Annotated in this window: 19 protein-coding genes and 1 tRNA gene; 8 read left to right on the forward strand and 12 right to left on the reverse strand. The window is 60.6% G+C overall.

Annotated features, from left to right (window positions below; genetic code table 11):
• Positions 1-264: 264 nt before the first annotated feature.
• Positions 265-1,017, reverse strand: a complete 753-nt coding sequence (locus U8U01_RS15305; RefSeq protein WP_322176084.1) for an exodeoxyribonuclease III — start codon at positions 1,015-1,017, stop codon at positions 265-267.
• Between the two features lie 262 nt (positions 1,018-1,279).
• Here U8U01_RS15305 and U8U01_RS15310 point away from each other — a divergent pair, with 262 nt between their 5' ends.
• Entirely contained in the window at positions 1,280-1,804 is a 525-nt protein-coding gene (locus U8U01_RS15310; protein ID WP_322176087.1) for a peptidylprolyl isomerase, read from the forward strand.
• A gap of 115 nt (positions 1,805-1,919) precedes the next feature.
• On the opposite strand, the gene U8U01_RS15315 is transcribed toward U8U01_RS15310, so the two are convergent.
• The 11 genes from U8U01_RS15315 to U8U01_RS15365 all read right to left on the reverse strand — a co-directional run bounded on the left by U8U01_RS15315 (position 1,920) and on the right by U8U01_RS15365 (position 15,994).
• Entirely contained in the window at positions 1,920-3,221 is a 1,302-nt protein-coding gene (locus U8U01_RS15315; RefSeq protein WP_322176090.1) for a thymidine phosphorylase, read from the reverse strand.
• 13 nt (positions 3,222-3,234) lie between these two features.
• Positions 3,235-3,657, reverse strand: a complete 423-nt coding sequence (cdd, locus tag U8U01_RS15320) for a cytidine deaminase (RefSeq protein ID WP_322176093.1) — start codon at positions 3,655-3,657, stop codon at positions 3,235-3,237.
• Positions 3,658-3,692: 35 nt separating this feature from the next.
• Positions 3,693-4,655: a sugar kinase gene (locus U8U01_RS15325; protein ID WP_322176095.1), complete on the reverse strand. Its 963-nt coding sequence runs from the start codon at positions 4,653-4,655 to the stop codon at positions 3,693-3,695.
• A gap of 12 nt (positions 4,656-4,667) precedes the next feature.
• Positions 4,668-5,621 carry a type I phosphomannose isomerase catalytic subunit gene (locus U8U01_RS15330; RefSeq protein ID WP_322176098.1) on the reverse strand — a complete coding sequence of 318 codons (954 nt, stop codon included), beginning with the start codon at positions 5,619-5,621 and terminating at the stop codon, positions 4,668-4,670.
• 44 nt (positions 5,622-5,665) lie between these two features.
• Entirely contained in the window at positions 5,666-7,015 is a 1,350-nt protein-coding gene (locus tag U8U01_RS15335; protein WP_322176101.1) for a penicillin-binding transpeptidase domain-containing protein, read from the reverse strand.
• Positions 7,016-7,145: 130 nt separating this feature from the next.
• Positions 7,146-8,936: an FtsW/RodA/SpoVE family cell cycle protein gene (locus tag U8U01_RS15340; protein WP_322176103.1), complete on the reverse strand. Its 1,791-nt coding sequence runs from the start codon at positions 8,934-8,936 to the stop codon at positions 7,146-7,148.
• A gap of 213 nt (positions 8,937-9,149) precedes the next feature.
• Positions 9,150-9,821 carry an acyltransferase gene (locus tag U8U01_RS15345; RefSeq protein ID WP_322176105.1) on the reverse strand — a complete coding sequence of 224 codons (672 nt, stop codon included), beginning with the start codon at positions 9,819-9,821 and terminating at the stop codon, positions 9,150-9,152.
• A 22-nt stretch (positions 9,822-9,843) separates the two neighbouring features.
• Positions 9,844-10,620, reverse strand: a complete 777-nt coding sequence (locus U8U01_RS15350; RefSeq protein WP_322176108.1) for a hypothetical protein — start codon at positions 10,618-10,620, stop codon at positions 9,844-9,846.
• A 39-nt stretch (positions 10,621-10,659) separates the two neighbouring features.
• Positions 10,660-13,410 carry a preprotein translocase subunit SecA gene (gene secA, locus U8U01_RS15355; protein WP_322176110.1) on the reverse strand — a complete coding sequence of 917 codons (2,751 nt, stop codon included), beginning with the start codon at positions 13,408-13,410 and terminating at the stop codon, positions 10,660-10,662.
• A 201-nt stretch (positions 13,411-13,611) separates the two neighbouring features.
• Positions 13,612-15,006, reverse strand: a complete 1,395-nt coding sequence (locus tag U8U01_RS15360) for a TrkH family potassium uptake protein (protein ID WP_322176113.1) — start codon at positions 15,004-15,006, stop codon at positions 13,612-13,614.
• A 439-nt stretch (positions 15,007-15,445) separates the two neighbouring features.
• Positions 15,446-15,994, reverse strand: a complete 549-nt coding sequence (locus U8U01_RS15365) for a QueT transporter family protein (protein WP_322176117.1) — start codon at positions 15,992-15,994, stop codon at positions 15,446-15,448.
• Positions 15,995-16,249: 255 nt separating this feature from the next.
• On the opposite strand from U8U01_RS15365, the gene U8U01_RS15370 reads away from it, so the two are divergent.
• The 7 genes from U8U01_RS15370 to U8U01_RS15400 form a co-directional block, all read left to right on the forward strand.
• Positions 16,250-16,332: transfer RNA gene (locus U8U01_RS15370), tRNA-Leu, on the forward strand.
• 299 nt (positions 16,333-16,631) lie between these two features.
• Positions 16,632-17,762 (forward strand): hypothetical protein, encoded by a 1,131-nt coding sequence (locus U8U01_RS15375; RefSeq protein WP_322176120.1) that lies wholly within the window; start codon positions 16,632-16,634, stop codon positions 17,760-17,762.
• 1 nt (position 17,763) lies between these two features.
• On the forward strand, positions 17,764-18,609 hold the full coding sequence (locus U8U01_RS15380) for a hypothetical protein (RefSeq protein WP_322176123.1): 846 nt from the start codon (positions 17,764-17,766) through the stop codon (positions 18,607-18,609).
• A 15-nt stretch (positions 18,610-18,624) separates the two neighbouring features.
• On the forward strand, positions 18,625-18,921 hold the full coding sequence (locus tag U8U01_RS15385; RefSeq protein WP_160644326.1) for a DUF4314 domain-containing protein: 297 nt from the start codon (positions 18,625-18,627) through the stop codon (positions 18,919-18,921).
• 36 nt (positions 18,922-18,957) lie between these two features.
• Complete coding sequence (gene dcm, locus U8U01_RS15390; protein WP_322176126.1) at positions 18,958-20,160, forward strand: DNA (cytosine-5-)-methyltransferase; 1,203 nt, start codon at positions 18,958-18,960, stop codon at positions 20,158-20,160.
• Positions 20,145-20,849 carry a DUF1281 family ferredoxin-like fold protein gene (locus tag U8U01_RS15395; RefSeq protein WP_322176129.1) on the forward strand — a complete coding sequence of 235 codons (705 nt, stop codon included), beginning with the start codon at positions 20,145-20,147 and terminating at the stop codon, positions 20,847-20,849. Before dcm ends, U8U01_RS15395 begins: the two co-directional genes overlap by 16 nt.
• 125 nt (positions 20,850-20,974) lie before the next feature.
• The coding region (locus U8U01_RS15400) for a DNA adenine methylase (RefSeq protein WP_322176132.1) at positions 20,975-21,100 on the forward strand (126 nt) is incomplete at its 3' end.

Below are 21,100 nucleotides of genomic sequence, written 5' to 3' on the forward strand. Positions count from 1 at the left end.
AGCCATCTTCTGCGTCGAAAATCCTCGTAATACGCAAGTATTCCTTGCGGTTTTCTCCTTGAAGCTGACCGCTTCTGGTCAAAATTCCGTCATTTCCTCTATTTTCAAACAAGCCCTAAAGGCAGCACACATAAAAGTTTTGTCGTCTCACCTGCCGGTTCGGTCGGCTCGGAACGGTCGCCACTGGCGACCCTCGCCTTTTTCAAAAGTGGCGGGGATTCTTAAGGGGCAGCGCCCCTTAAGCCGCCGGAGGCAAAAAGAAACCTACTTGAGGGTTAGTTCAACGGGGCAGTGGTCGCTGCCGGGGTACTCGGCCAGGATACGGGCGCCGGCCAGTTGGGGGCGCAGGCGCTCGTCGGCCAGGAAGTAGTCGATACGCCAGCCGGTATTTTTCTCCCGCGACTGGTTCATATAGCTCCACCAGCTATAGGCGCCCTCCTGGGTGGGGTAGAAGTAGCGGTAGCTATCCAGGAAACCGCTGGCCAGAAGTTCGGCGAACTTGCCCCGCTCCTCGTAGGTATAGCCGGCGTTGCCGATATTGCTCTTATCGTTTTTCAGGTCAATGGGGCGGTGGGCCACGTTCAGGTCGCCGCACACCACCACAGGCTTGCGCTGCCGCAGCCGGGCCAGGTAGGCCCGCAGGCTGTCCTCGAAGGCCATACGGAAGGGGAGGCGCTCCAGGCCCCGCTGGGCGTTGGGGGTATACACGGTGACCAAAATAAAGCCCGGATACTCGGCGGCAATGGCCCGGCCCTCCCGGTCATATTCCTCGACGCCTATGCCGTACGCCACGGACAGGGGCTGGGTTTTGGAAAAAACCGCTGTGCCGGAGTAGCCTTTCTTCTCCGCGGAGTTCCAGAACTCGTGGTAGCCGGGGAAGTTGAAGTCTGCCTGCTCCCGTTGCATCTTTGTTTCCTGTAGGCAGATCACATCCGGGGCCTCGGTTTCCAGCACCTGGGTAAAGCCTTTACCCATACAGGCCCGCAGGCCGTTGACGTTCCAGGAGATCAGTTTCATGGCCATCCCTCTTTCACTTTTATTAACTAAATGTTAAAATTTCCGTTTCCTCCCCAAAACACTAGGCTTTTGCGGGCCTTTGTGGTATAATGTACAGGACGCGGACAGGGGTAGCCCCGGCGGTTATCCGGCGTGTATGGGAATGGGGCCCTTGCAGGGCGGATTCCCCGGCCTTTTATGGGATAACGGGGCCATTCTATCAACCATAGGGCGGTCAGCCCTGTACAGGGAGTGCAATAACATAACATTTGGAGGCATATTTATGAAAAATCCCATCGTTACCATAGAAACCAACCAGGGCGTGATCAAGGTGGAACTTTACCCGGACATTGCGCCCAACACGGTGCGCAACTTTGTTTCTCTGGTACAAAAGGGTTTTTATGACGGTACCATCTTCCACCGGGTGATCCCTGGTTTTATGATACAGGGGGGCGACCCGGAGGGCACGGGCATGGGGGGCCCCGGCTATGGCATTGCCGGCGAGTTTGCGGCCAACGGCTTTGAAAACCCGCTGAAACACACCACCGGGGTCATCTCCATGGCCCGGTCCCAGCAGCCGGACAGCGCGGGTTCCCAGTTCTTTATTATGGTGGCGGACGCGGCCTATCTGGACGGGCAGTACGCGGCCTTTGGCAAGGTGCTGGAGGGCCAGGAGGTGGCCCAGGCCATTGTAAGCGTGCCCAGGGACCGGGACGACCGGCCGGAGCAGGACCAGATTATGGAGAAGGTGACAGTAGACACCTTTGGAGAGGAATACCCCGAACCCACCACCGGCCCGGAGTATTAAGAAAGGTTCCACAGGACAGTACGGCCAGGGGCGTATACAGCGCCCACAGGGGTTGCCCGGTTTACCGGGGGCTTCTGTGGGCGCTGTTTTTTTGCGGCCACGCCGGCGGGGGGCCTCAGCCGACCTGGCCCACCACCAGCGGGCGCTCTGCCGGGGGGGCGCCCGTAAGGGTGAGGGCTGCCAGCAGGCGCTCTTCCCCCCGGCGGCACCGGGCCTGGCCGCAGGCGTAGAGCCGGGCAATGGGCTCGCCCTTTTCCACCCGCTGGCCCAGGGTCTTCAGCAGCAGGACGCCGGCACCGTGGTCAATGGCATCCTCTTTTGTTTCCCGGCCGGCGCCCAGTTCCATGGCGGCCAGGCCGCAGCCCTCCGCGTCCAGCCCGGCGATGAAACCGGCTGCCGGGGCCAGGACCTCCGCCTGCACCGGGGAAAGGGGCAGGCCGCCGGGGGCCAGGGTATCGGCCCGGCCGCCCTGGGCTGCCACCATGCCCCGCAACGCGGCCAGGGCTGAGCCGTCTGCCAGGGTGGCTTGGGCTTTGGCCACGGCCGCTTCCGGGGTTTCTGCCAGGCCGGCCAGCCAGACCATGCCCCCGGCCAGCCGGCAGCACAGCTCTGTTAAGCGGGGGTCGCCCCGGCCCTCCAGGACCTCCACGGCTTCCAGCACCTCCAGGGCGTTGCCGATACAGCGGCCCAGGGGCGCTTCCATATCCGTGATCAGGGCGGCGGTGCGGCGGCCGGCGCCCTTGCCGGTGTCTACCATCAGCCGGGCCAGTTCCATGGCCTGGGGGAGGGTTTTCATAAAGGCCCCCCGGCCCACCTTAACGTCCAGCAGGATGGCGTCCGCGCCGGAGGCCAGCTTTTTGGACATGATGCTGGCGGCAATCAGGGGCAGGCTCTCCACCGTGGCGGTTACGTCCCGCAGGGCGTACAGCTTTTTGTCCGCCGGGCACAGGCTGCCGGACTGGCCCGCTATGGCGATGCCCGTCTGCCGGACGATTTGGAAGAAATCCTCCCGCGGGAGGTCCATGCGCATACCGGGGATGCTTTCCAGCTTATCCACCGTGCCGCCGGTATGGCCCAGGCCCCGGCCGCTCATTTTGGCGACGGTGACGCCGCAGGCCGCGGCCATGGGCCCGGCGATCAGGGAGGTCTTATCCCCCACGCCGCCGGTGGAGTGCTTATCTACCTTGACCCCCGGCAGGGAGGACAGGTCTGCCCTGTCGCCGGAGGCGGCCATTTCTTTGGTAAGGGTGACGGTTTCCTCCGGGTCCATGCCCCGGAAGTAGATGGCCATCAGCAGGGCGGAGATCTGGTAGTCGGGGATGCTGCCCTCTGTGACCCCGGCCACAAACCAGCGCAGTTCCTGGGGGGTCAGCTTGCCGCCCTCCCGCTTTTTCTGGATGACGTCTACCATCCGCATGGGGTTGCCTCCTTTAAGATAAATTATCGGGGCCAAAGGACTCGGGCAAAAGCTGGGCCAGGGTCATGACCTTTTCCCTTTGGCCGTCGGTGAGGATCACGGGGAAATCTTGGGCGCAAAACTCCCGCATGACCTGGCGGCACACCCCGCAGGGTGTGCAGAAGAACGTGGGGCCCTGCCCCTGGGGGCCGCCGGCCACGGCAATGGCCGCAAAGGCCCGCTGGCCGTCGTTGACCGCCCGGAAGATGGCGGTGCGCTCGGCGCAGTTGCCGGTGAGGGCGGCGGCCTCGATATTACAGCCCGTGTACACGGCGCCGTCGGCGCAGAGCAGGGCCGCGCCCACGGCAAAATGGGAATAGGGGCAATAGGCGTTTTGCCGGGCCTCCAGCGCCCGGACGGTCAGGGCGGCCCGCAGTTCGTGGGTAAGGGTTAACATAGACAGCACTCCTTTGCAATATGGTGAGGGCGGTTTTATACGGCGCTTGGGGGCGGCACCCGGCCCGCTGCCAACACGGCCTCCAACTGGGGGCGGGTGGGGAGGCCCTCGTTGTCGCTTTTGTGGCTGATTTGGATGGCGCCCATGGCGTTGCCCCGGCGGGCGGCCTCCCGGAGGGTAAGGCCCTCGGCCAGGGCGCTGATGACCCCGGCCGCAAAGCCGTCGCCCGCGCCGACGGTATCCACCACGGTTTCCACCGGGAAACCGGGCTCCAGCCCGGAGGCGCCGTCCCGCCGGGACCAGAACGCGCCCCCGGCCCCCAGCTTGACCACCACGTTTTCGGCCCCCATGGCGTGGTAAAAGGCCGCGATGGCCTGAGGGCTCTCTGCCCCGGCCAGCAACTTGCCCTCGCCGGCACCGGGCAGCACCGTACCGGCGGCCTGGGCCAACTGGTTGAGGGTGCCGGCCATCTCCTCCTGGCTGGCCCAAAGCTGGGGGCGCAGGTTGGGGTCAAAGGAGATGGGCAGGGACAGGGCCGTGGCCCGGCCGATCAGCCGCCGCACCGCGGCCAGCGCCTGGCCGGACACGGCCGGGAACACCCCGGTGATATGTACCCAGCCGATCCCGGACAGGTCCAGCGCGTCTATATCTTGGGGGGTGATTTGGGAGGCGGCGGAGCCCTTGCGGTAGTAGGCGATATCCGGGTCCCCTTGCAGGGCGGCGCTTTTGAGCATCAGGCCGGTCTGCCCGCCCTTTGCCAGGGTGACAAGGCCGGTATCGATGCCGTTGGCCCGCAGGCCCTCCAGGATGCGGGCACCCATGGGGTCATCCCCCAGCCGGGTGCAGTAGGCGGGGGTATGGCCCAGCCGGGCCAGCCCTACGGCTACGTTGTACTCGGCCCCGGCAATGGAGGCCAGGAACCGCCCGGCACGGTGCAGGGGGCCGGGCTCTTCGGCCATAAACAGGCCCATGGGCTCGCCCATTAGCAGGATTTTCATGGCGGCTACCCCCTACACCTGGGTGACGGCCAGCAGGCAGGGGCCGCTGACCTGCACATCCCCTGAACCGGCAGGCACCAGGAGGCTGTCGCCCGGTACAAAGGCCACGGTGTTCTCCGGGCCGGCGGCCGTGCCGCTGCCCTCCATCACCATAAGGGAGAGGAAACTCTCCGGCCCGGCGGTCAGGGTGACGGTGGTATCTACCCGGTAGCGGTGGGTGGTAAAGTAAGGGCAGGAGGCCAGCAGCGTTTGGGTCCCCCCTGGCACTGCGGTGGGCGTGGGCTGGACAGGGGCCGGGGAGGGCGTGAGCCGGGAAACGGCCAGGGCCTTGTCAATGTGCAGCGCCCGGGGCTGGCCGTCCGGGCCCAGACGGGCGTAGTCGTATACCCGGTAGGTACAGTTGGAGTTCTGCTGGATCTCGCAGATCAAAATGCCCGCGCCGATGGCGTGGAGGGTGCCGGCCTCGATAAAGAACACGTCGCCGGGGTGCACGGGTACCCGGTTTAGCACCTCTTCTACGGTATTGTCCTCTATGCGGCGGCGGAATTCTTCTTGGGCCAGCGCCCGGTTGACCCCGAAGTACAGGGTGGAACCGGGGTCGCAGTCCATCACATACCACATTTCGGTTTTGCCGTACTCTCCTTCCTCCCGCAGGGCGTACCCGTCGCTGGGGTGCACCTGGATGGACAGGGGCTGCCTGGCGTCAATAAACTTGATGAGCACCGGGAAGTTGGGGAAGTCCCGGCAGTGTTCCCCCATAGCCTGGGGGTTTTGGGCAAAGTACGCCGAGAGGGGCTGGCCGTCCCACCGGCCGCCGCTGAGCGTGCTTTCCCCGGCGGGGTGGGTGGAGAGCTCCCAGCTTTCGGCCACTTTGGGCAAGGTACAGGGCTTGTGGTATACGTCCCGCAGCCTGGTGCCCCCCCAGAGGTAATCTTTAAAGGCGGGGGCCAGTTTTTCGATCTGCATGATAATCCCTCCTGATTTCGCTTTTTGGTTTGGCCGGCAGACGCCTAGCTGATCAGCTGGCGCAGCGCCGCGTTGACCACGCCGCCAGCCTCTACCAGGCTGTTGTTGGTATCCTCTACCACCACCGCGAAGGCGATGGGGTAGGTTTCGTTGTCGCAAAAGCCCACCATCCAGCAGTTGGGGGCCTGGGTTTCCCCTACCTCGCCGGTGCCGGTTTTGGCGCAGACTTGCAGGCCCTCAGGGAACAGGGCGTCGCCGTAGTAATCCGCCACATTGCTGCGCATTAGGGCCTTTAGGTTGGCCGCCTGGGCGCTGTCCAGCAGCCGGGCGCCCCCCAGGCCGCCGAACAGCCCGCCCTCGGTCAGCCGGGGCTGGACGTACGTGCCGCCCCCGGCCACGGCACCCATAAAGGTCAGCATCTGGTAGGGGTTGGCCAGCAGCGTGTACTGGCCCACGCCCGCCCAGCCCAACTGGTTGGGGTTGGCGCCCTCCAACTTGGCCTCGCTGGGGGCTGTTGCAATGCCGCTAAAGTGCAGGCTTTGGTTAAAGCCCAGTTGTTCGGCGGTTTTTTGCAAGTCCGCGCTGCCGATGTCATTGGCCAGCTTGGCAAAGTACAGGTTGCAGGAGTGGCCCAGGGCCCCGCCGATATCCAGCTCGCCGTGGTAGCCCAGGCAGGTGATCTCGCTGCCGCCGATCTCCTCGGCACCCCAGCAGGCATAGGTGCGGCCGCTCCAGCCGTCCGGCCACTTTTCCATCGCGGCCAGCGTGGTTACCAGCTTGAAAATACTGCCGGGGGTAAAGGCCCCGGACAGGGTGTTGTCCAGGTAAGCGCCCCGGTAGGCGTCGTTTTCCTCAATATCCGGGGGGACGTTCTCCGGGTCATAGCTGGGGGTGCTGACCTTGCAGAGGACGTCGCCGGTTTTGTAGTTGTAGAAGATGGCCCCGCCGTTGTGGCCGTTCATGGCGGAATAGGCCGCGGCACAGGCTTCCGCATCCACCGTAAGGCGGACCTGGCTGCCCATGCGGTTGAACACCGTGTCGTTGAGGCCGGTGATCAGGTTATAGCCGGTTAGCTGGGTGCGCAGGGTGTACTGGGCGCTGGTGCTGATGTACCCGGCGGTGTCCCCTACCGTGTGCAGCAGTGCCAGGCGGGTGGTTTCATCCCCGCTGTATACCCGGCGGCCCTCCCGGCTGGTGGCCAGTATCTGGCCGTCCCGGTCCTCTATGTCCCCCAGGGTTACGGTGGCGTCTTCATCATAAATATGGCTGTTGTAGGGCTGCATCGCCCAGCGGCTCCCCTGGGTTACAAGCCCGAACAGCAGCCAGCCTGCCCCCCCTAAAAAGGCCAGCAAAAGGATATATAATACAAATGAACGTAACCCGACCGTTTTCATGGTTTCCCCTTTCCTATCCGAAGTGGCGCGCCCAAGGCCATGGGGCGCTGCCCCACACCCGGTTTAAGCAACTTTTTGAGAAAAGCTGCTTAAAAATCTTCCAAAGCTTTTTGTATACCGGCGCTGGATTTCAGCTATAGATATCTTCCATCTCCTGCGGAGCAGGGGGCGCCGCGTGGCGGGGCGGCGCTTTGGGCGGCCCTTTGCGGGCCGGGGGGCGCTGGGCCCCGGAACGGCGCACGGCATAGGTGCGCTCGTCGGAGGCTTTCAGGAAGGCCATCAGGCACCAGACAGAGGCCATGCTGGAGCCGCCCGCGCTGATAAAGGGCAGGGTCACGCCGGTAAGGGGCAGGATGTCTGTGGAGCCGAACACGTTAAGCCCGGCCTGGAACAGGAGCATACCGGCCACGGCGCAGGCCCCGATGGAGAAAAAGGTGGAACGGCTGCGGGTCACGTCGCTGCGGGCGTAGAGGATGAACATCGCCAAAGCAAGCAGCACCACCAGCCCCATCACCAGGCCCTGTTCCTCACACAGCAGGCCGAACACCAGGTCGCTGTCCGCGGCAAAAATATACTTGAGGTACCCCCGGCCCAGCCCCATGCCGAAGAGCCCCCCGCTGGCCGTGTAGGTCAGCACCCGGGTCTGCTGGAGGCCGGCGCCGTAGGGGTCGTCCCACACATGGCCCCAGGCGCTGAACCGGCTTGCCACATAGGGCATAAAGGTGAGGATAAGGAACACCCCCAACGCCGCAGCGGCCAGAATCAGCACAATGGTGCGCACGCTGCCCGAACGCATGAAGGCGATGATCAGGAAGGTGGCAAAGAAGATCAGCGCGGTGCCCAGGTCCTTCATCAGGAACAGGAACCCGATGCAGGCCCCGGTGAACACCAGGAACTCGGTGATGTTCTTTTTGGTCTGGAGCCTGTCCAGGGTAGAGGTGCCCACGAACACAAAGGCGATCTTGATGAACTCGGAGGGCTGGATGCTGACCGGGCCGATGTGGATCCAGTTGCGGGAGCCGTACTGGGTGGTGCCCAGCAGCAGGTTCAGGACAAACAGGCACAGGGCCCCTATGCCAATGGGTAGGCGGTACTTGGCCACCCGGTCCAGGTCATCCATAAAGCGGATCAGGGCGCAGAACAGCAGCACCCCCAGCAGCATGGCCACCAGTTGGGTACGGGCCGCGCCGGGGCCAAAGGCCGCCAGCAGGTTTACCCCCATGCCGGAGAGCAGGTAGGCGACGGTTTCCACCTCAAAGCTTACCCGGTGGAGGAACCGCATGGAAAACACATACAGCCCCCAGCCAATAACCAGCACCCCCAGCTCCGGCAGGAGGTTTTGGGGGGCGAAAACCGGCAGGCCCCCTTCCCAGGCCACCGCGGCCTGTAGGGCCATGAGCAGGTGGGTCAGGGTGGCGGCCAGCATCAGCCGCATGGGGGGCGCGGCCTCCCGGAGCAGGGCCTGGAACGCCCGCCGCTTTTTCTCCGGGGCCTGGTTGATGTTGTATAGGGTAAGCGCCACTTCGCCGAACCCTATACTGTCCCCAATGCGCACCAGCTTGGGGGCGTTGATCTTCCGGCCGTTCACCTTTACCCCGCCTTTGGAGCCAGTATCGCAGATGAACCAGCCCTCCTCCCGGCGCATGAACACCGCGTGGTCGCGGGAAACCCCGGCCACGGGCAGGCAGATATCGCAGCTTTTGCTGCGGCCCACGGAGTTCTCCCAATACAGCACGGGGAACCGGGCCCCGGAGGTTTTGTCTACCAGCATGACCACCGGGTCCCGGCGGCGCTGGCCCCGCTTAAAGGAGGTGTAGCAGCGCCAGACCACATAGACGGCGGGCAGGGGCGCAAGCACACGCAAAATCAGCAGCACGGCGGGCAGTGCGCCGGACTGTAAAAAATCCATAATCGTATCCAAAGGCTTTCTCCATTCCCAGAAAATCTACCCCGTCAGCCTGGCCCGGCCTTTAGAGTCTGCTTTAAAACTCTGAAACGCCGTCTATTTTGCCTAAAAACGGTGCTTTCTGTGTCAAAAATCCTCGAAAGGCAGCAAGCCTTTCTTGCGGTTTTTTCCTTGAAAGCCCTCGTTTTTGGACAAAAATCCGGCATTTCTCCGGTTTTAAAACAGACTCTAGCGCAGGGCCACCATCTCCCCTGCCCGCTTGTAGATATGCCCTGCCGGTACCACGCCCCGCACCATGGCGAGGGGGTACACCCGGCTGCCCCGGCCTATGACCGTGCCGGGGTTCAGTACGGCGTTGCAGCCGATCTCGGCAAAATCACCCAAGACCGCCCCGAACTTCTTTAGGCCGGTATCCACCCGGTTTTCCCCAAAGGCCAGCGTGACCGGGGATTTATCCTGCTTGACATTGGAGGTGACGGCCCCCGCCCCCATGTGGGCTTTGTGGCCCAAAATGGAGTCGCCCACATAGTTGTAGTGGGGCACCTGGACCCCGTCGAACAGGATGACGTTTTTTAGCTCGGTGGAATTGCCCACCACGCAGCCCTCCCCCACCAGGGCGTTGCCCCGGATGAAGGCCCCGGGGCGCACCTGGGTTTCCGGGCCGATGATGCAGGGCCCGGCTATATAGTGGTTGGGGAACAGCCTGGCGGTGCGGTGAATCCACACGAACTCCTCCGGGTGGGCGTAGTCCCCGGCAGGCAGGTTTTGGCCCAGGGCCTTGATGAAAGCGCCGATCTCCCCCAGGGCCTGCCAGGGGTATCGGTATCCCTCTAAAAGCGCCGCCGCGGCGGTGTGGTGCAAGTCAAGCAAAAGGGTGGTGCAGAAATCAGTCTGTTCCATAGGTTTTCCTCCTTATGGCCGCTTATTTGGAAAACAGCAGTACGGCCTGGTCAATGGCGTCCAGTTGGTTTAGGTCCAACTGCAGTTCCCCCTGGTCGGTCAGGCGGATGTCCATGACAATGGACACGGCCTGGGGCTCGTAGTCTACCTGGCTGACCTTGGCCCGGCAATACTCCAGCACCTTATCGATATACAACTGGTAGGCGTCTACCGCCGGGGTAGGGGCCGGGGTGGGCGCGGGGATGGGGGTAGGCTCCTCCTCGCCGTATGCATCCTCATCCCAGCCGTCTTCGTCCTCATCCTCATCCCCGTCCTCAGCGGGCTCGGGGGTGCTGTTGGCCGCCGCGGCCTCTTCCTGAGCCTGGGTGCGCAGCTTGGCAAATTCCTCTTGCAGGCCGCACAGGCTGCTGATGGAGGATACATCGACCTGGATGGTGTAGCCGGTGTCTACCTTCTGCTCATCCTGCACGGTATACCGGGCCGAAAGCAGCGCCTTGGACATAACGTCTTGAAAGCCCGCCAACTGCTGGTCTGTAGGGGACAGGCTGTAAGCATTGCAGAAATTGACGGCCGCGTTCTCCACCGTGGTGGTATTGTTGGACTGGGCGGTTTCCTGGGTGGCGTGGGCCACGGACATAAAGCTTTCGTGGGTGTTGTGGTAGCTGCTGTCCAGCAGGGCCTGGATGTAGCTGGACACGTCGTAGTCGTCGAAATCCTCTGAGGGCAAAAAGCCGCAGCCGGTAAAAACCGCCGCCAAAAGCAGGCTTAAGGCCAGAGAGGCCCATCTTTTTGGTTCCATATCGTCCTCCGTTTTCCTCTTTTCGTTGGCATGGGTGGCTCATGCGTCCCGCCCGCAGCACTTTTTGTACTTTTTGCCGCTGCCGCAGGGGCAGGGGTCGTTGCGGCCGGGCTTTTTGGGCTTTTTCTGGGGCTGCTTTTTCACGGTGCCGTCCCCGGCGGCGCCGGCGCTGGTTTCCTTGGCCACCTGCTCCCGCTGGGGGGCTTCGGGGGTGCGCAGGCGCACGGTGAGGATATCTTTGGCGGTGTTCTCCCGGATGGTGGCGATCATGGCGTCGAACATATCAAAGCCCTCCAGCCGGTACTCTACCACCGGGTCCTGCTGGGCGTAGGCCCGCAGGCGGATGCCGTCCTGTAGCTGTTCCATCGCGTCGATGTGGTCCATCCACTCCCGGTCCACGTTCCGCAGCAGCACCACCCGCTCGATCTCCCGCATAACCGGGGCGGTAAAGGCTTTTTCCCGCTCTTCGTACAGGGCCTGGGCCTTTTTGAGAATCTCGCCGGCGGCAAAGGCGGGCTCCAGATCCTCTATCTCCTGGGGGTTGTAGTCCAGGTCCCCAGGGCCGATTAGCCAGCCCATATAGTGCTCCCGCAGGCCCTCCAGGTCCCAGTCGTCGTGGGGGATGTTTTCGGGCAGATACCGCTTGACATTGGCCTCGATGGCCTCTTCCAGCATTTTCAGGATGGCGGGTTTCATGTCCTCCCCGTCCAGCACCTGGTCCCGCTGGCCGTAGATGATCTTGCGCTGGTTGTTCATCACCTCGTCATATTGCAGCACGTTTTTGCGGATGCCGAAGTTCCGGCTCTCCACCTTGCGCTGGGCGCTCTCGATGGAGTTGCTGACCATGCCCGCCTCGATGGGCATATCATCGTCAATGCGCAGCCGGTCCATCATGGCGGAAAGCCGCTCCCCGCCGAAGAGGCGCATCAGGTCGTCTTCCAAGGAGATATAGAACCGGCTTTTGCCAGGGTCGCCCTGGCGGCCGGAACGGCCCCGGAGCTGGTTGTCGATCCGGCGGCTCTCGTGGCGCTCGGTGCCGATGATGTACAGGCCCCCCAACCCCTTTACCGCTTCGGCCTCCGGGGCGATCTGGGCCTCGTACGCCTTATTGAGCCGGGCGAACTCCTCCCGCGCCTGCAAGATCTCCTCGTCCTCTGTGTGGCTGAAGGCCGTGGCCTCTACCAGTTGCTCTTCGGTATAGCCTTTTTTGCGCATTTCGGCCTTGGCCATAAACTCGGCGTTGCCCCCCAGCAGGATGTCCGTGCCGCGGCCGGCCATGTTGGTGGCAATGGTCACGGCCCCCTTGCGGCCCGCCTGGGCCACGATCTGGGCCTCCTTCTCGTGGAACTTGGCATTGAGGACTTCATGCTTTACGCCCCGTGCTTTCAGCAGCTTGCTGAGCATCTCGGACTTTTCGATGGTGATGGTGCCCACCAGCACCGGCTGGCCCTTCTGGTGGTGCTCTACAATGTCCTCGATCACCGCCCGGTACTTGGCCTCGCCGGTTTTATACACCACATCGGGGCAATCTTCCCGGACCATGGGGCGGTTGGTGGGGATCTCTACCACGTCCAGCTTGTAGATCTCGGAGAACTCCTCCTGCTCGGTCATGGCGGTGCCGGTCATGCCGGAGAGTTTTGCGTACATACGGAAGTAGTTCTGGAAGGTGATGGTGGCCAGGGTTTTGCTCTCCCTTGCCACCTGCACCCCCTCTTTGGCCTCTATGGCCTGGTGCAGGCCCTCGTTATACCGGCGGCCGTACATCAGCCGGCCGGTGAACTCGTCTACAATAATGACCTCGCCGTCCTTCACCACATAGTCCTGGTCCCGGTGCATAATGCCCCAGGCCCGGATGGCCTGGTTGACATGGTGCTGGATGCGGATGTTCTCCGGGTCGGTGAGGTTTTCCAGGCCGAAGAATTCCTCGGCCCGCTTTACGCCCTGGCGGGTGAGGGAGCAGGTCTTTAGCTTTTCGTTTACAATGTAGTCATACCCGGCGTAGAGCTCGTCGTTGTCCTCTTTCTCGTCGGTTTCCTTTACCCGCACCAGTTTCAGGCCCCGGGCCAGGGTGTTGGCCCGCTGGTACAGGTCGCCGGCCTTTTCCCCCTGGCCGGAGATGATCAAGGGGGTACGGGCCTCGTCGATCAAAATGGAGTCCACCTCGTCTACAATGGCGTAGTGGTGGCCCCGCTGCACCTTGCGCTCCTTATAGATCACCATATTATCCCGCAGGTAGTCAAAGCCCATCTCGTTATTGGTGCCGTAGGTAATATCGCAGGCGTAGGCGGCTTTTTTCTCATCCGGGCCCATGCCGGTCAGGGCCAAGCCCACGGTAAGGCCCATAAAGTTGAATACCCGCGCCATCATCTCCCCCTGGTACTTGGCCAGGTATTCGTTTACGGTGACGATGTGCACCCCTTTACCGGAAAGGGCGTTCAGGTAAGCGGGCAGGGCCAGGGTGAAGGTCTTGCCCTCGCCGGTTTTCATCTCCGCGATGCGGCCCTGGTGTAAAACCACCCCGCCCTGGACCTGCACCGGGAACAGCCGCTTGCTGAGCACCCGGTCCATGGCCTCCCGGCAGGCGGCGAAGGCCTCGGGGAGGATATCGTCCAGGGTTTTCCCCTGTGCCAGCAACTGGCGGAACCGGGCGGTTTCGGCCTTTAGGCTGCTGTCATCCATATCCCGGTAGCGGCCCTCCAGGTCCAGCACCTTGTCTACCAGGGGCTGGTTGCGTTTCAGCTCGCGCTTGCTATAATTCCCAAAGAGTTTGGTCAATATATTGTTTGCCATACGCCTATCCTCTCATACTGATGATTTCCATTCCCCGTTATTATAACACGATAGCCCTGGGGATTGCAAGGCAGGCCACAGTTTATTTACATTTTGTGGGCCGCGCCAAGGGGCACGCCGGCCGCCTCCCCGGCCCCCCAAAAAAGAAAGCGCCCCGCCGGGTTGGCGCAGCGCTTTCCGGTTGGGGCCCCGGCCCCGGCATCAGCCGATGAGCATCCTGCCCTCCGGCAAAATGGCCGGGGAGGATTTGGCGCGCATCAGGATGGACACCCCGAAGGACAGGGGCCCCACCCGGCCGATGAACATGGTGACGCACAGGATTAGCCGGGAGATTGGCTCCAGCCGGGTGGTGACATTGGCCGTGAGCCCCGCCGTGCCAAAGGCCGAGGCGGCCTCGTACAGCAGGTCGATAAACCGTAGCTGGGGGTTTAAAAGGGTGAGGGCCGTGGCGTCGGCAAACACCACCGCCAGCCCCAGCAGGGCCACGGTAAGGGACTTGTACACCACCCCCGGCGTGAACCGGTGCCGCAGCACCGATACCTCCTCCTGGCCGCGCAGGGTGGATATCACCGTTATCAGCAACACCACCAGGGTGGTGGTCTTTACCCCGCCCGCCGTAGAGCCGGGGCAACCGCCCACAAACATCAGCGCCACAGACAGGACTTTGGTAAAGCTGCCCTGGGCGCCGATATCCACCGAGGCAAACCCCGCTGTACGGGTGTTTACCGACTGAAAAAAAGCGGCGTTCAGCTTTTCGAAAAAGTTCAGGCCGGCCATGGTGCGGTCATACTCCAGCAAAAAGAACCCCAAGGTGCCTGCCGCCAGCAGGGCCAGGGTGGCCCGCAGGCAGATGCGGGAGTGGAAGTTCAGGCGCTTGGCCCCCTGATGGCGCAGGGGGGCCTTGATCTTGCACAGATAGATGTCCCGTACCACCACAAAGCCCAGGCCGCCGGTGATGATCAGCAGGGAGATGGCCAGGCTGACCAGGGGGTCCCCGGCAAAGGCCGTCATACTGCTGTTGCCCGGCACAAAGCCCCATATGTCAAACCCGGCGTTGCAGTAGGCGGATACCGCCACAAACACCGCGGGCCAAATGCCCCGCACCCCATAGGCGGGCACCAGGCGCAGCATCAGCAGGCCGGCCCCCAGCGCCTCGCACAGGAAGGTGAACCCCAGCATCAGCTTGAGCAAGGCCGCGGTGTCAGGCATATCGCCGCCGGAGGCCTCGCCCGCCAGCAGCATCTCCCTAAGCCCCAGCCGCCGGCGCACCAGCAAAGAGAACCCGGTGGCAAAGGTGGAAAGCCCCAGCCCGCCCATCTGGATAAGCAGCAGGATGACCACCTGGCCGAACACCGACCAGTGGGAGGTGGTGTCCTGTACCGAGAGCCCGGTGACGCAGGTGGCGGAGGTAGCGGTAAAGAGGGCGTCCAGCGGATGGGTAAACCCGCCCACTGCCGAAGAAACCGGCAGGGTAAGCAGCAGGGCCCCCAGAATGACCAGCAGCAAAAAGCTGGCTACAATGACCCGTACCGGCGGGGCGGTCTTGGGCCACTCGGCCGCCCGGTGTTTCCATTGGGCCAGGCTTGACAGGGACATGACATCACTTCCAATTCTCAATCTAGATAAAACAGGCGGGCCACCCCGGCCCAGGCTATCGTTGGGCAGACAAGCCGGCCAGAAGGCTGCCCGGCACAAAACCAGCGGCGCCTTTCATCTGCCCACCGTTCAAAAGGGATAGCCGCCATTCAATCATGAAAGCCAAAGCTATTTCCCTTAAAACCGAGCACCTAAGTAAATAAAGAAGGAAAAGCAAAAAAGGAAAAAAAGAATAGGAATAAAGAAAAAGTAAAGAAAACAAAGCAAAAATAAGCCGTTAAGTAAAACAACAAAAAATTAAACGCAAACACACGCAAGCCGTCCGTTACCGGGCCGCCCCCTTTCCGGGCAGGCGTCACTTTGGTAGCGGCACAAAAGTTTTTGAAGGGTCCAGGGAAACTTTTTTCAAAAAGTTTCCCTGGTACCACCCGCCACAACCTCAGGCGCGCAACATCTTAGCAGCGCCGGTTTTTTCCAGCGCGACGGCCAGGGGCAGGCCCAGGGCGAAACAGACCACCAGCTCGCCCAAGCCTACGGAGAGGGCGCCGGCGGCAAAGGCGGCGGGGGAAAAAGCCCCCCAGGAGAAGGCGCCGCTTTCAGAGAGGCAGGACACCTCCAGGCCCACGATCAGGGCGTTGGCAATCACCGGGGGTACAGGGGCCAGGACGGGCACCCCCTTATAGCAGACACGGGAAACAGCCCAGGTTCCCAAAGCGGCCAGCAGGGTGGCGCCGGTGCCGAAGACCCAATCTACCACGCCCAGGGGGCTGGCCAGGTTGGACAGGAAACAGCCCACCGCCAGGCCGGGCACCGCAGCCGGGGTAAAGGCCGGCAGCACCGTGAGGGCCTCGGAAAACCGGAATTGCACAGGGCCGTAGGCCAGGTTCAACGCGGCGGCGGCATAGGTAAGGGCGGCGTACAGGGCGGCTATCACCCCGCTGAGTACCAGAAAACGGGTTTTTCCAGCGCTTGTAGAAACATTTGACATAGCAGTAACCTCCTGCGGCCTGCTCCCGGACACGGGCGCGCCATCCCCGGAGTATGGTATGGGTATCCCCCGGACACTTGCGGCCGGGACAGGCCTAGTATTGTTTAAGGTCAGGATTTTCCGACTGACCGCGGCCCCGCACAGGCAGGGCCGCAAAGCATAGGATACGACATTTTGGGGGAAAAAGCAAGGGCCGCAGAAATTTTTCTTGCACTTTGGGGCGAAAAGAGGTATAATAGCGATGGAATAATAGACGCGGGCGTGGCGGAATTGGCAGACGCGCCAGATTTAGGTTCTGGTGGGCAACCGTGCAGGTTCGAGTCCTGTCGCCCGCACCATCCTAAGAAAACCAAAAAGATATTTGGGCAAAAAACCGCGTAACCACGCGGTTTTTTGCATCTCAAAAGCCTGGATTTCGAAAGTGCAAAAACGTGGATGGCAGTAAGCGAAAAATAGATTCGAACCCTCGTAAAAAAGGAAAAAAGCAAGAGCGGTTCCCATAAGGAGCCACTCTTTGAAATAATTAATGCATTTGCGTGCATAAGGGCGATAGCCCGTTGCATACATAGCCGGTCGCTGGAGAAATTTCTCCGAGAACAAGCGACCGGCTTTTTTATTTTAGGAAGGAGCTGAATCTATGATAACCTTAAAAATCTGGCACGGCCCCATGCGGACCACACTGACCCTCCCCCTGTGCGAAGCAGAAATTCAAAAGGCACTCGTCAAAGCGTTCCGTACCGCGCCCTTCAAGGTCACTGCCGACGAACTATCTCCAGAGGCCCTGGCCATGCTGAATGGAAAGGAGATCGATCTGGACGAACTGAACTTCCTCGCCAAAAGCCTCGACCGGTTCACACCATACGAGCAAGACCAATTTTTTGCGGCGGTGCAGGTAGAGCAGCCATCAGACCTCAATGGCCTCATCAACCTGTCCTTTAATATGGAAAGGTACACGCTGGTGCAAAACGTCACGGACCTGGCCGCTGTGGGCAGGAAATATCTGCTCAACACGATGGGGGCTCTGCCCGCTTCCGAAATCGACAAACTGAATTTCGAACAGGCGGGCCGCGAACTGCTGACCAGCGGGAATGGGACCCCCACCACCTACGGACTGCTCTTCACGAGTGAGGACGTGCCGTACCGGGAGGTCTACCACGGCGCAACTTTCCCCTACTGCGAGCCCCGCCGGGACATTATTGCCATCGCGCAGATGGAGTACGGTTCCAAAACCGAGTACCTGTACCTGCCGGAAGATGAACTCGCCATCATCAAAGCGGCCAGGCGGATGGGCGCGCCGTCCCCGGATATGTGCAGGGTAGCTTTCACAGATTTCATGCTGGACGATCCAACCTGGATACAGCACCTGGGAACCATGCTGCGTGATCATGGCCTCGGGGTGGCAAATGAACTGGCCGACGCATTTCCGAAAACCGCTGAGGACTTTGAAAAGCTGGCGGCGGTCGTGGAGTATGCCGACGTTTCCAGCAGCGGTGAAATCATGAGAATAGCCCGACATCTGGAGGATTTTGTGTTCATCAAAGACGCAGAAACGGATGAGGATGTGGGCCATCACTTTGTCAGCTTTGACAGCGAGTATCGTGCCTCACCCGAACTGGAGGATTATATCGACTTTGACGCCCTGGGCAATCAAATCAGCGAGGATCGAGAGGGGCAGTTTGTTGAGGGCGGCTTCGTCTGCATGGACAGCGGCTGTTCGCTGGAAATGATTTTAGATGATGACCTGGGCCTTGCGATGAGGGGGATTTAGCATGATAAAAGTAAAAATCACCAACAAAACCGGGGCAGCCCTTGAGCGGGAGCTGCCCATGGATATCCATCAGCTCTACCATGATATGCGGGAGGCTGGCATCAACAAGCCCCCGAAAAATATCCTGCTCCATGACGATAAGGATGTGGAAGTCACCCTGTCCTCGGATAGCGAGATCGGCAACCGCCTGCTGCGGGTGTTCGGCAGGAACGATACCCTTGCCGACGCCAACACCGTGGCCTTCGCCGTCAGCACTGCCAGAGAAAAAATCCTCACAGACCTGGAACAGAATATCGTCCACAATCAGTATCCCACTAAGGAAAAGCTGTTCGATGATATCAAGGCCATGACCCAGGCTGCCGGGCCAGTCAAGCTGACGCTTTACTGCCCTCTGGTGGGCCAGCTTGACGATGGCGAGTGCGACGAGTATATCGAGGTGGGCAGCGGGTTCCTGGCGGCGTACCAAGACCAGATCGAGCAGGGCATTGCCGACGAGCAGGCCCCCGAAATGGGTGACATGGCGCAATATCTTGACAGAAATGCCGGTGTAGCTGCCAAGCTCATGTCAGCAGTTTGGACAGTGGAGGATATCGACGGCAGGCTCTTAGGCCGGATCGATTGTCACCTCAAGGAGCCGCTCACGGCAGAGGAAATGGCGGATTTGCGGGAGGAAATTCTTGGACAGTGTTCAGACGGCCTTGGAGAAGGTTTCGAGCAGCGGCCCATCGAAACCGACGAGGGCGACCTCTATGTTTCATATTGGAACAGCAGTGATGACTATTTTCTCTGCACTGAGGATGAGTTGGACGAGCACCTGGAACCCCATCAAGGGATGGGCGGTATGTAAAAGGAGGTTTTCGAGATGAACGAATGGGATAGGCTGCATCGGATGGCTGAGCGCTACAAGGCCGAGTACCCCAGCGGCACACGGATCATGTTGCTGAGCATGGGAAACGACATCCACCGTGTTGAGGATAACACGCGGGGCACTGTGATTGCCGTAGACGATATCGGCACCCTGCACTGTAAGTTTGACAATGGCCGTGCGCTGGGGATCATCCCCAGCGAGGACTCCTTTCGCAAGCTCACCGAGGAAGAACTGGCAGAGGAACAGGAGCCGGACATGGACGAAGATGAAGATTTCGGCATGAAAATGTGAGGTGAAAGTTAATACAGTGAAGTGGTCGGATGGCGCATGGCTATCCGATTTTTTGATATGTTCGCGGGGATCGGCGGTTTCCGCTCCGGCTTAGAGGCTGTAGGCGGCTTTGAATGCGTCGGTCACTGCGAGATAGATAAGTATGCAAACCAGGCTTACAACACCATGTACGATACGGAAGGAGAAGTGTTTTTTGCAGACGCCAGAACCATCGATCCGGCAGCGCTGCCGGATATCGACCTTATTTGCGGCGGCTTTCCTTGTCAGAGTTTTTCAATCGCTGGAAAGCGGAGAGGATTTGCAGATGATGCCAGAGGAACTCTCTTTTTTGAGATTGCCCGCCTTGCCGCCGCTAAAAGACCTGCATTTCTGCTGCTTGAAAATGTTCCCGGATTGCTTTCGCACGACAACTGCCGGACGTTTGCGACCATCCTCAGTACGCTGGATGAACTGGGGTACGATGTCGCATGGCAGGTGCTTAACAGCAAGGATTTTGGAGTCCCCCAGTCCCGCAAAAGGGTGTATATTGTCGGATATCTTAGAGAGCGATGTTCCGGCGAAATACTTTCTTTCACAGACGCAAATGGAGCGTCTCTTGAGCAAGTCTTACCCGGCCCGGAAGGGTGCCGGGTCTACTCCCCAGCAGGAGTGTCCATTACTCTAACAAGCACGGCTGGCGGTTTTGGTGGGCGCAGCGGGCTTTATGACGTGAGCCTGCCCATCAAGGTGATGACAAAATCCGGCTATCAGCTTGCCCATCCCGGCGACAGCATCGACCTGGCCTACGCCACCATGAATACCCGGCGCGGGCGGGTCGGAGATAAAATCGCGCACACGGTCACCCCTGGAAATAATCAGGGGTACTTTTTTATCGACCTGAACGAAAACCCGGAACTGACCGAAAACGCAAGGTGTCTGCTGGCAAATCAGGATGCAGGCATCGGCAAATTTAAGGGTGGTAAATCGGGCGTTTTCGTAGAGGGGCAGGCTCCCTTTTCCATTCCTGTGCAAGATGCAGACGGCAATCTGCACTATGGCAAAGTACGCAAGCTTATGCCTATCGAATGCTGGAGGTTGCAAGGTTTTAGTGATGAACAGTTCCACAAAGCTGCCGCAACCGGGCTGTCTGACGCCCAGCTTTATAAAATGGCTGGAAACGCCGTCACCGTGCCGGTTATCTCCGCTTTAGGCGAGAAAATCAAAGAGATATTTTGGAGGTCACAATGCCAAACCATATAACAAATATTATTGAAATCAAAGGGGACCCCCAGCGAGTTCGGGCCTTGTTCGAGGCTGTCAAAAGTGATGAATACGGCCTGGGCTCTATCGATTTCAACAAACTGGTGCCTATGCCCCCGGATCTGGATATGGAGGAAGGGAGCCGCACAGACCGCGGTCTGAAAGCCTATAAGGACTTCATAGAAGTCTACACTTTTAACGGCAAAAAAGAGAATTTCGACCTGTCCAATATCCCCGAAAAGGCTGAGCAGGCGTTCCTCCGGGTGCGGCCTGATATCGACCGTGCTGCCTGGGATTTGGGCAGGCGGGCGTTTATGAATAAGCAAAAGTATGGTGTCACCAGTTGGTATGACTGGCGCATCAAAAACTGGGGCACCAAGTGGAACGCCTATGGCTATGAGGGTGGCGTCCAGTTTGACGGCAAGTCCCTTCGGCTCCAGACAGCCTGGTCGCCGCCTGAGCCAATCATTGCAAAGCTCGCTGAGATGTACCCCGATTTGGACTTCACCCACCAGTGGGCCGATGAGGACATCGGGTACAACTGTGGCGAGGATGAGTACCACAACGGCTCTCTGTGCGGCGAGTACCGCCCAGCTGGTGTTGAGGCTGTGGAGTACGCCAACAGCCTGTGGGGAAATGATGAACAGGAGGAAGATGAGGGTTTGGACAGCGGGATGTCAATGAAATAAATATAGCAGAATTTTAGGCCGGTATCAATCGTTCAGAAAACGGTTGGTACCGGCTTTTTTCGTTTTCTGGACGGTTTTTCGGCGCACAAAGGAGATGATGATGTATCAAATCGCCGGTATCTTGGGTGGGCAACAAAGCGCCCATCCTCCCCATTATCTACAGCTTGTTCCCACTGGAATACGGCAGGTTCGTGGAGGTGTTCGGCGGCTCCGGCAGCGTGCTGCTGGGCAAGCCGCCTGACCCCTTCGAG

This window comes from Acutalibacter caecimuris (assembly GCF_034335085.1).
GTDB lineage: Bacteria > Bacillota > Clostridia > Oscillospirales > Acutalibacteraceae > Acutalibacter > Acutalibacter caecimuris.

Coding starts and splice junctions, on each gene's coding strand:
- U8U01_RS15335 (WP_322176101.1), bottom strand. CDS start 7,015: ATGAAAACGGTCGGGTTACGTTCATTTGTATTATATATCCTTTTGCTG.
- U8U01_RS15305 (WP_322176084.1), bottom strand. CDS start 1,017: ATGAAACTGATCTCCTGGAACGTCAACGGCCTGCGGGCCTGTATGGGT.
- U8U01_RS15310 (WP_322176087.1), top strand. CDS start 1,280: ATGAAAAATCCCATCGTTACCATAGAAACCAACCAGGGCGTGATCAAG.
- cdd (WP_322176093.1), bottom strand. CDS start 3,657: ATGTTAACCCTTACCCACGAACTGCGGGCCGCCCTGACCGTCCGGGCG.
- U8U01_RS15380 (WP_322176123.1), top strand. CDS start 17,764: ATGATAAAAGTAAAAATCACCAACAAAACCGGGGCAGCCCTTGAGCGG.
- U8U01_RS15395 (WP_322176129.1), top strand. CDS start 20,145: ATGCCAAACCATATAACAAATATTATTGAAATCAAAGGGGACCCCCAG.
- U8U01_RS15325 (WP_322176095.1), bottom strand. CDS start 4,655: ATGAAAATCCTGCTAATGGGCGAGCCCATGGGCCTGTTTATGGCCGAA.
- U8U01_RS15350 (WP_322176108.1), bottom strand. CDS start 10,620: ATGGAACCAAAAAGATGGGCCTCTCTGGCCTTAAGCCTGCTTTTGGCG.
- dcm (WP_322176126.1), top strand. CDS start 18,958: ATGGCTATCCGATTTTTTGATATGTTCGCGGGGATCGGCGGTTTCCGC.
- U8U01_RS15330 (WP_322176098.1), bottom strand. CDS start 5,621: ATGCAGATCGAAAAACTGGCCCCCGCCTTTAAAGATTACCTCTGGGGG.
- secA (WP_322176110.1), bottom strand. CDS start 13,410: ATGGCAAACAATATATTGACCAAACTCTTTGGGAATTATAGCAAGCGC.
- U8U01_RS15345 (WP_322176105.1), bottom strand. CDS start 9,821: ATGGAACAGACTGATTTCTGCACCACCCTTTTGCTTGACTTGCACCAC.
- U8U01_RS15315 (WP_322176090.1), bottom strand. CDS start 3,221: ATGCGGATGGTAGACGTCATCCAGAAAAAGCGGGAGGGCGGCAAGCTG.
- U8U01_RS15385 (WP_160644326.1), top strand. CDS start 18,625: ATGAACGAATGGGATAGGCTGCATCGGATGGCTGAGCGCTACAAGGCC.
- U8U01_RS15365 (WP_322176117.1), bottom strand. CDS start 15,994: ATGTCAAATGTTTCTACAAGCGCTGGAAAAACCCGTTTTCTGGTACTC.
- U8U01_RS15375 (WP_322176120.1), top strand. CDS start 16,632: ATGATAACCTTAAAAATCTGGCACGGCCCCATGCGGACCACACTGACC.
- U8U01_RS15360 (WP_322176113.1), bottom strand. CDS start 15,006: ATGTCCCTGTCAAGCCTGGCCCAATGGAAACACCGGGCGGCCGAGTGG.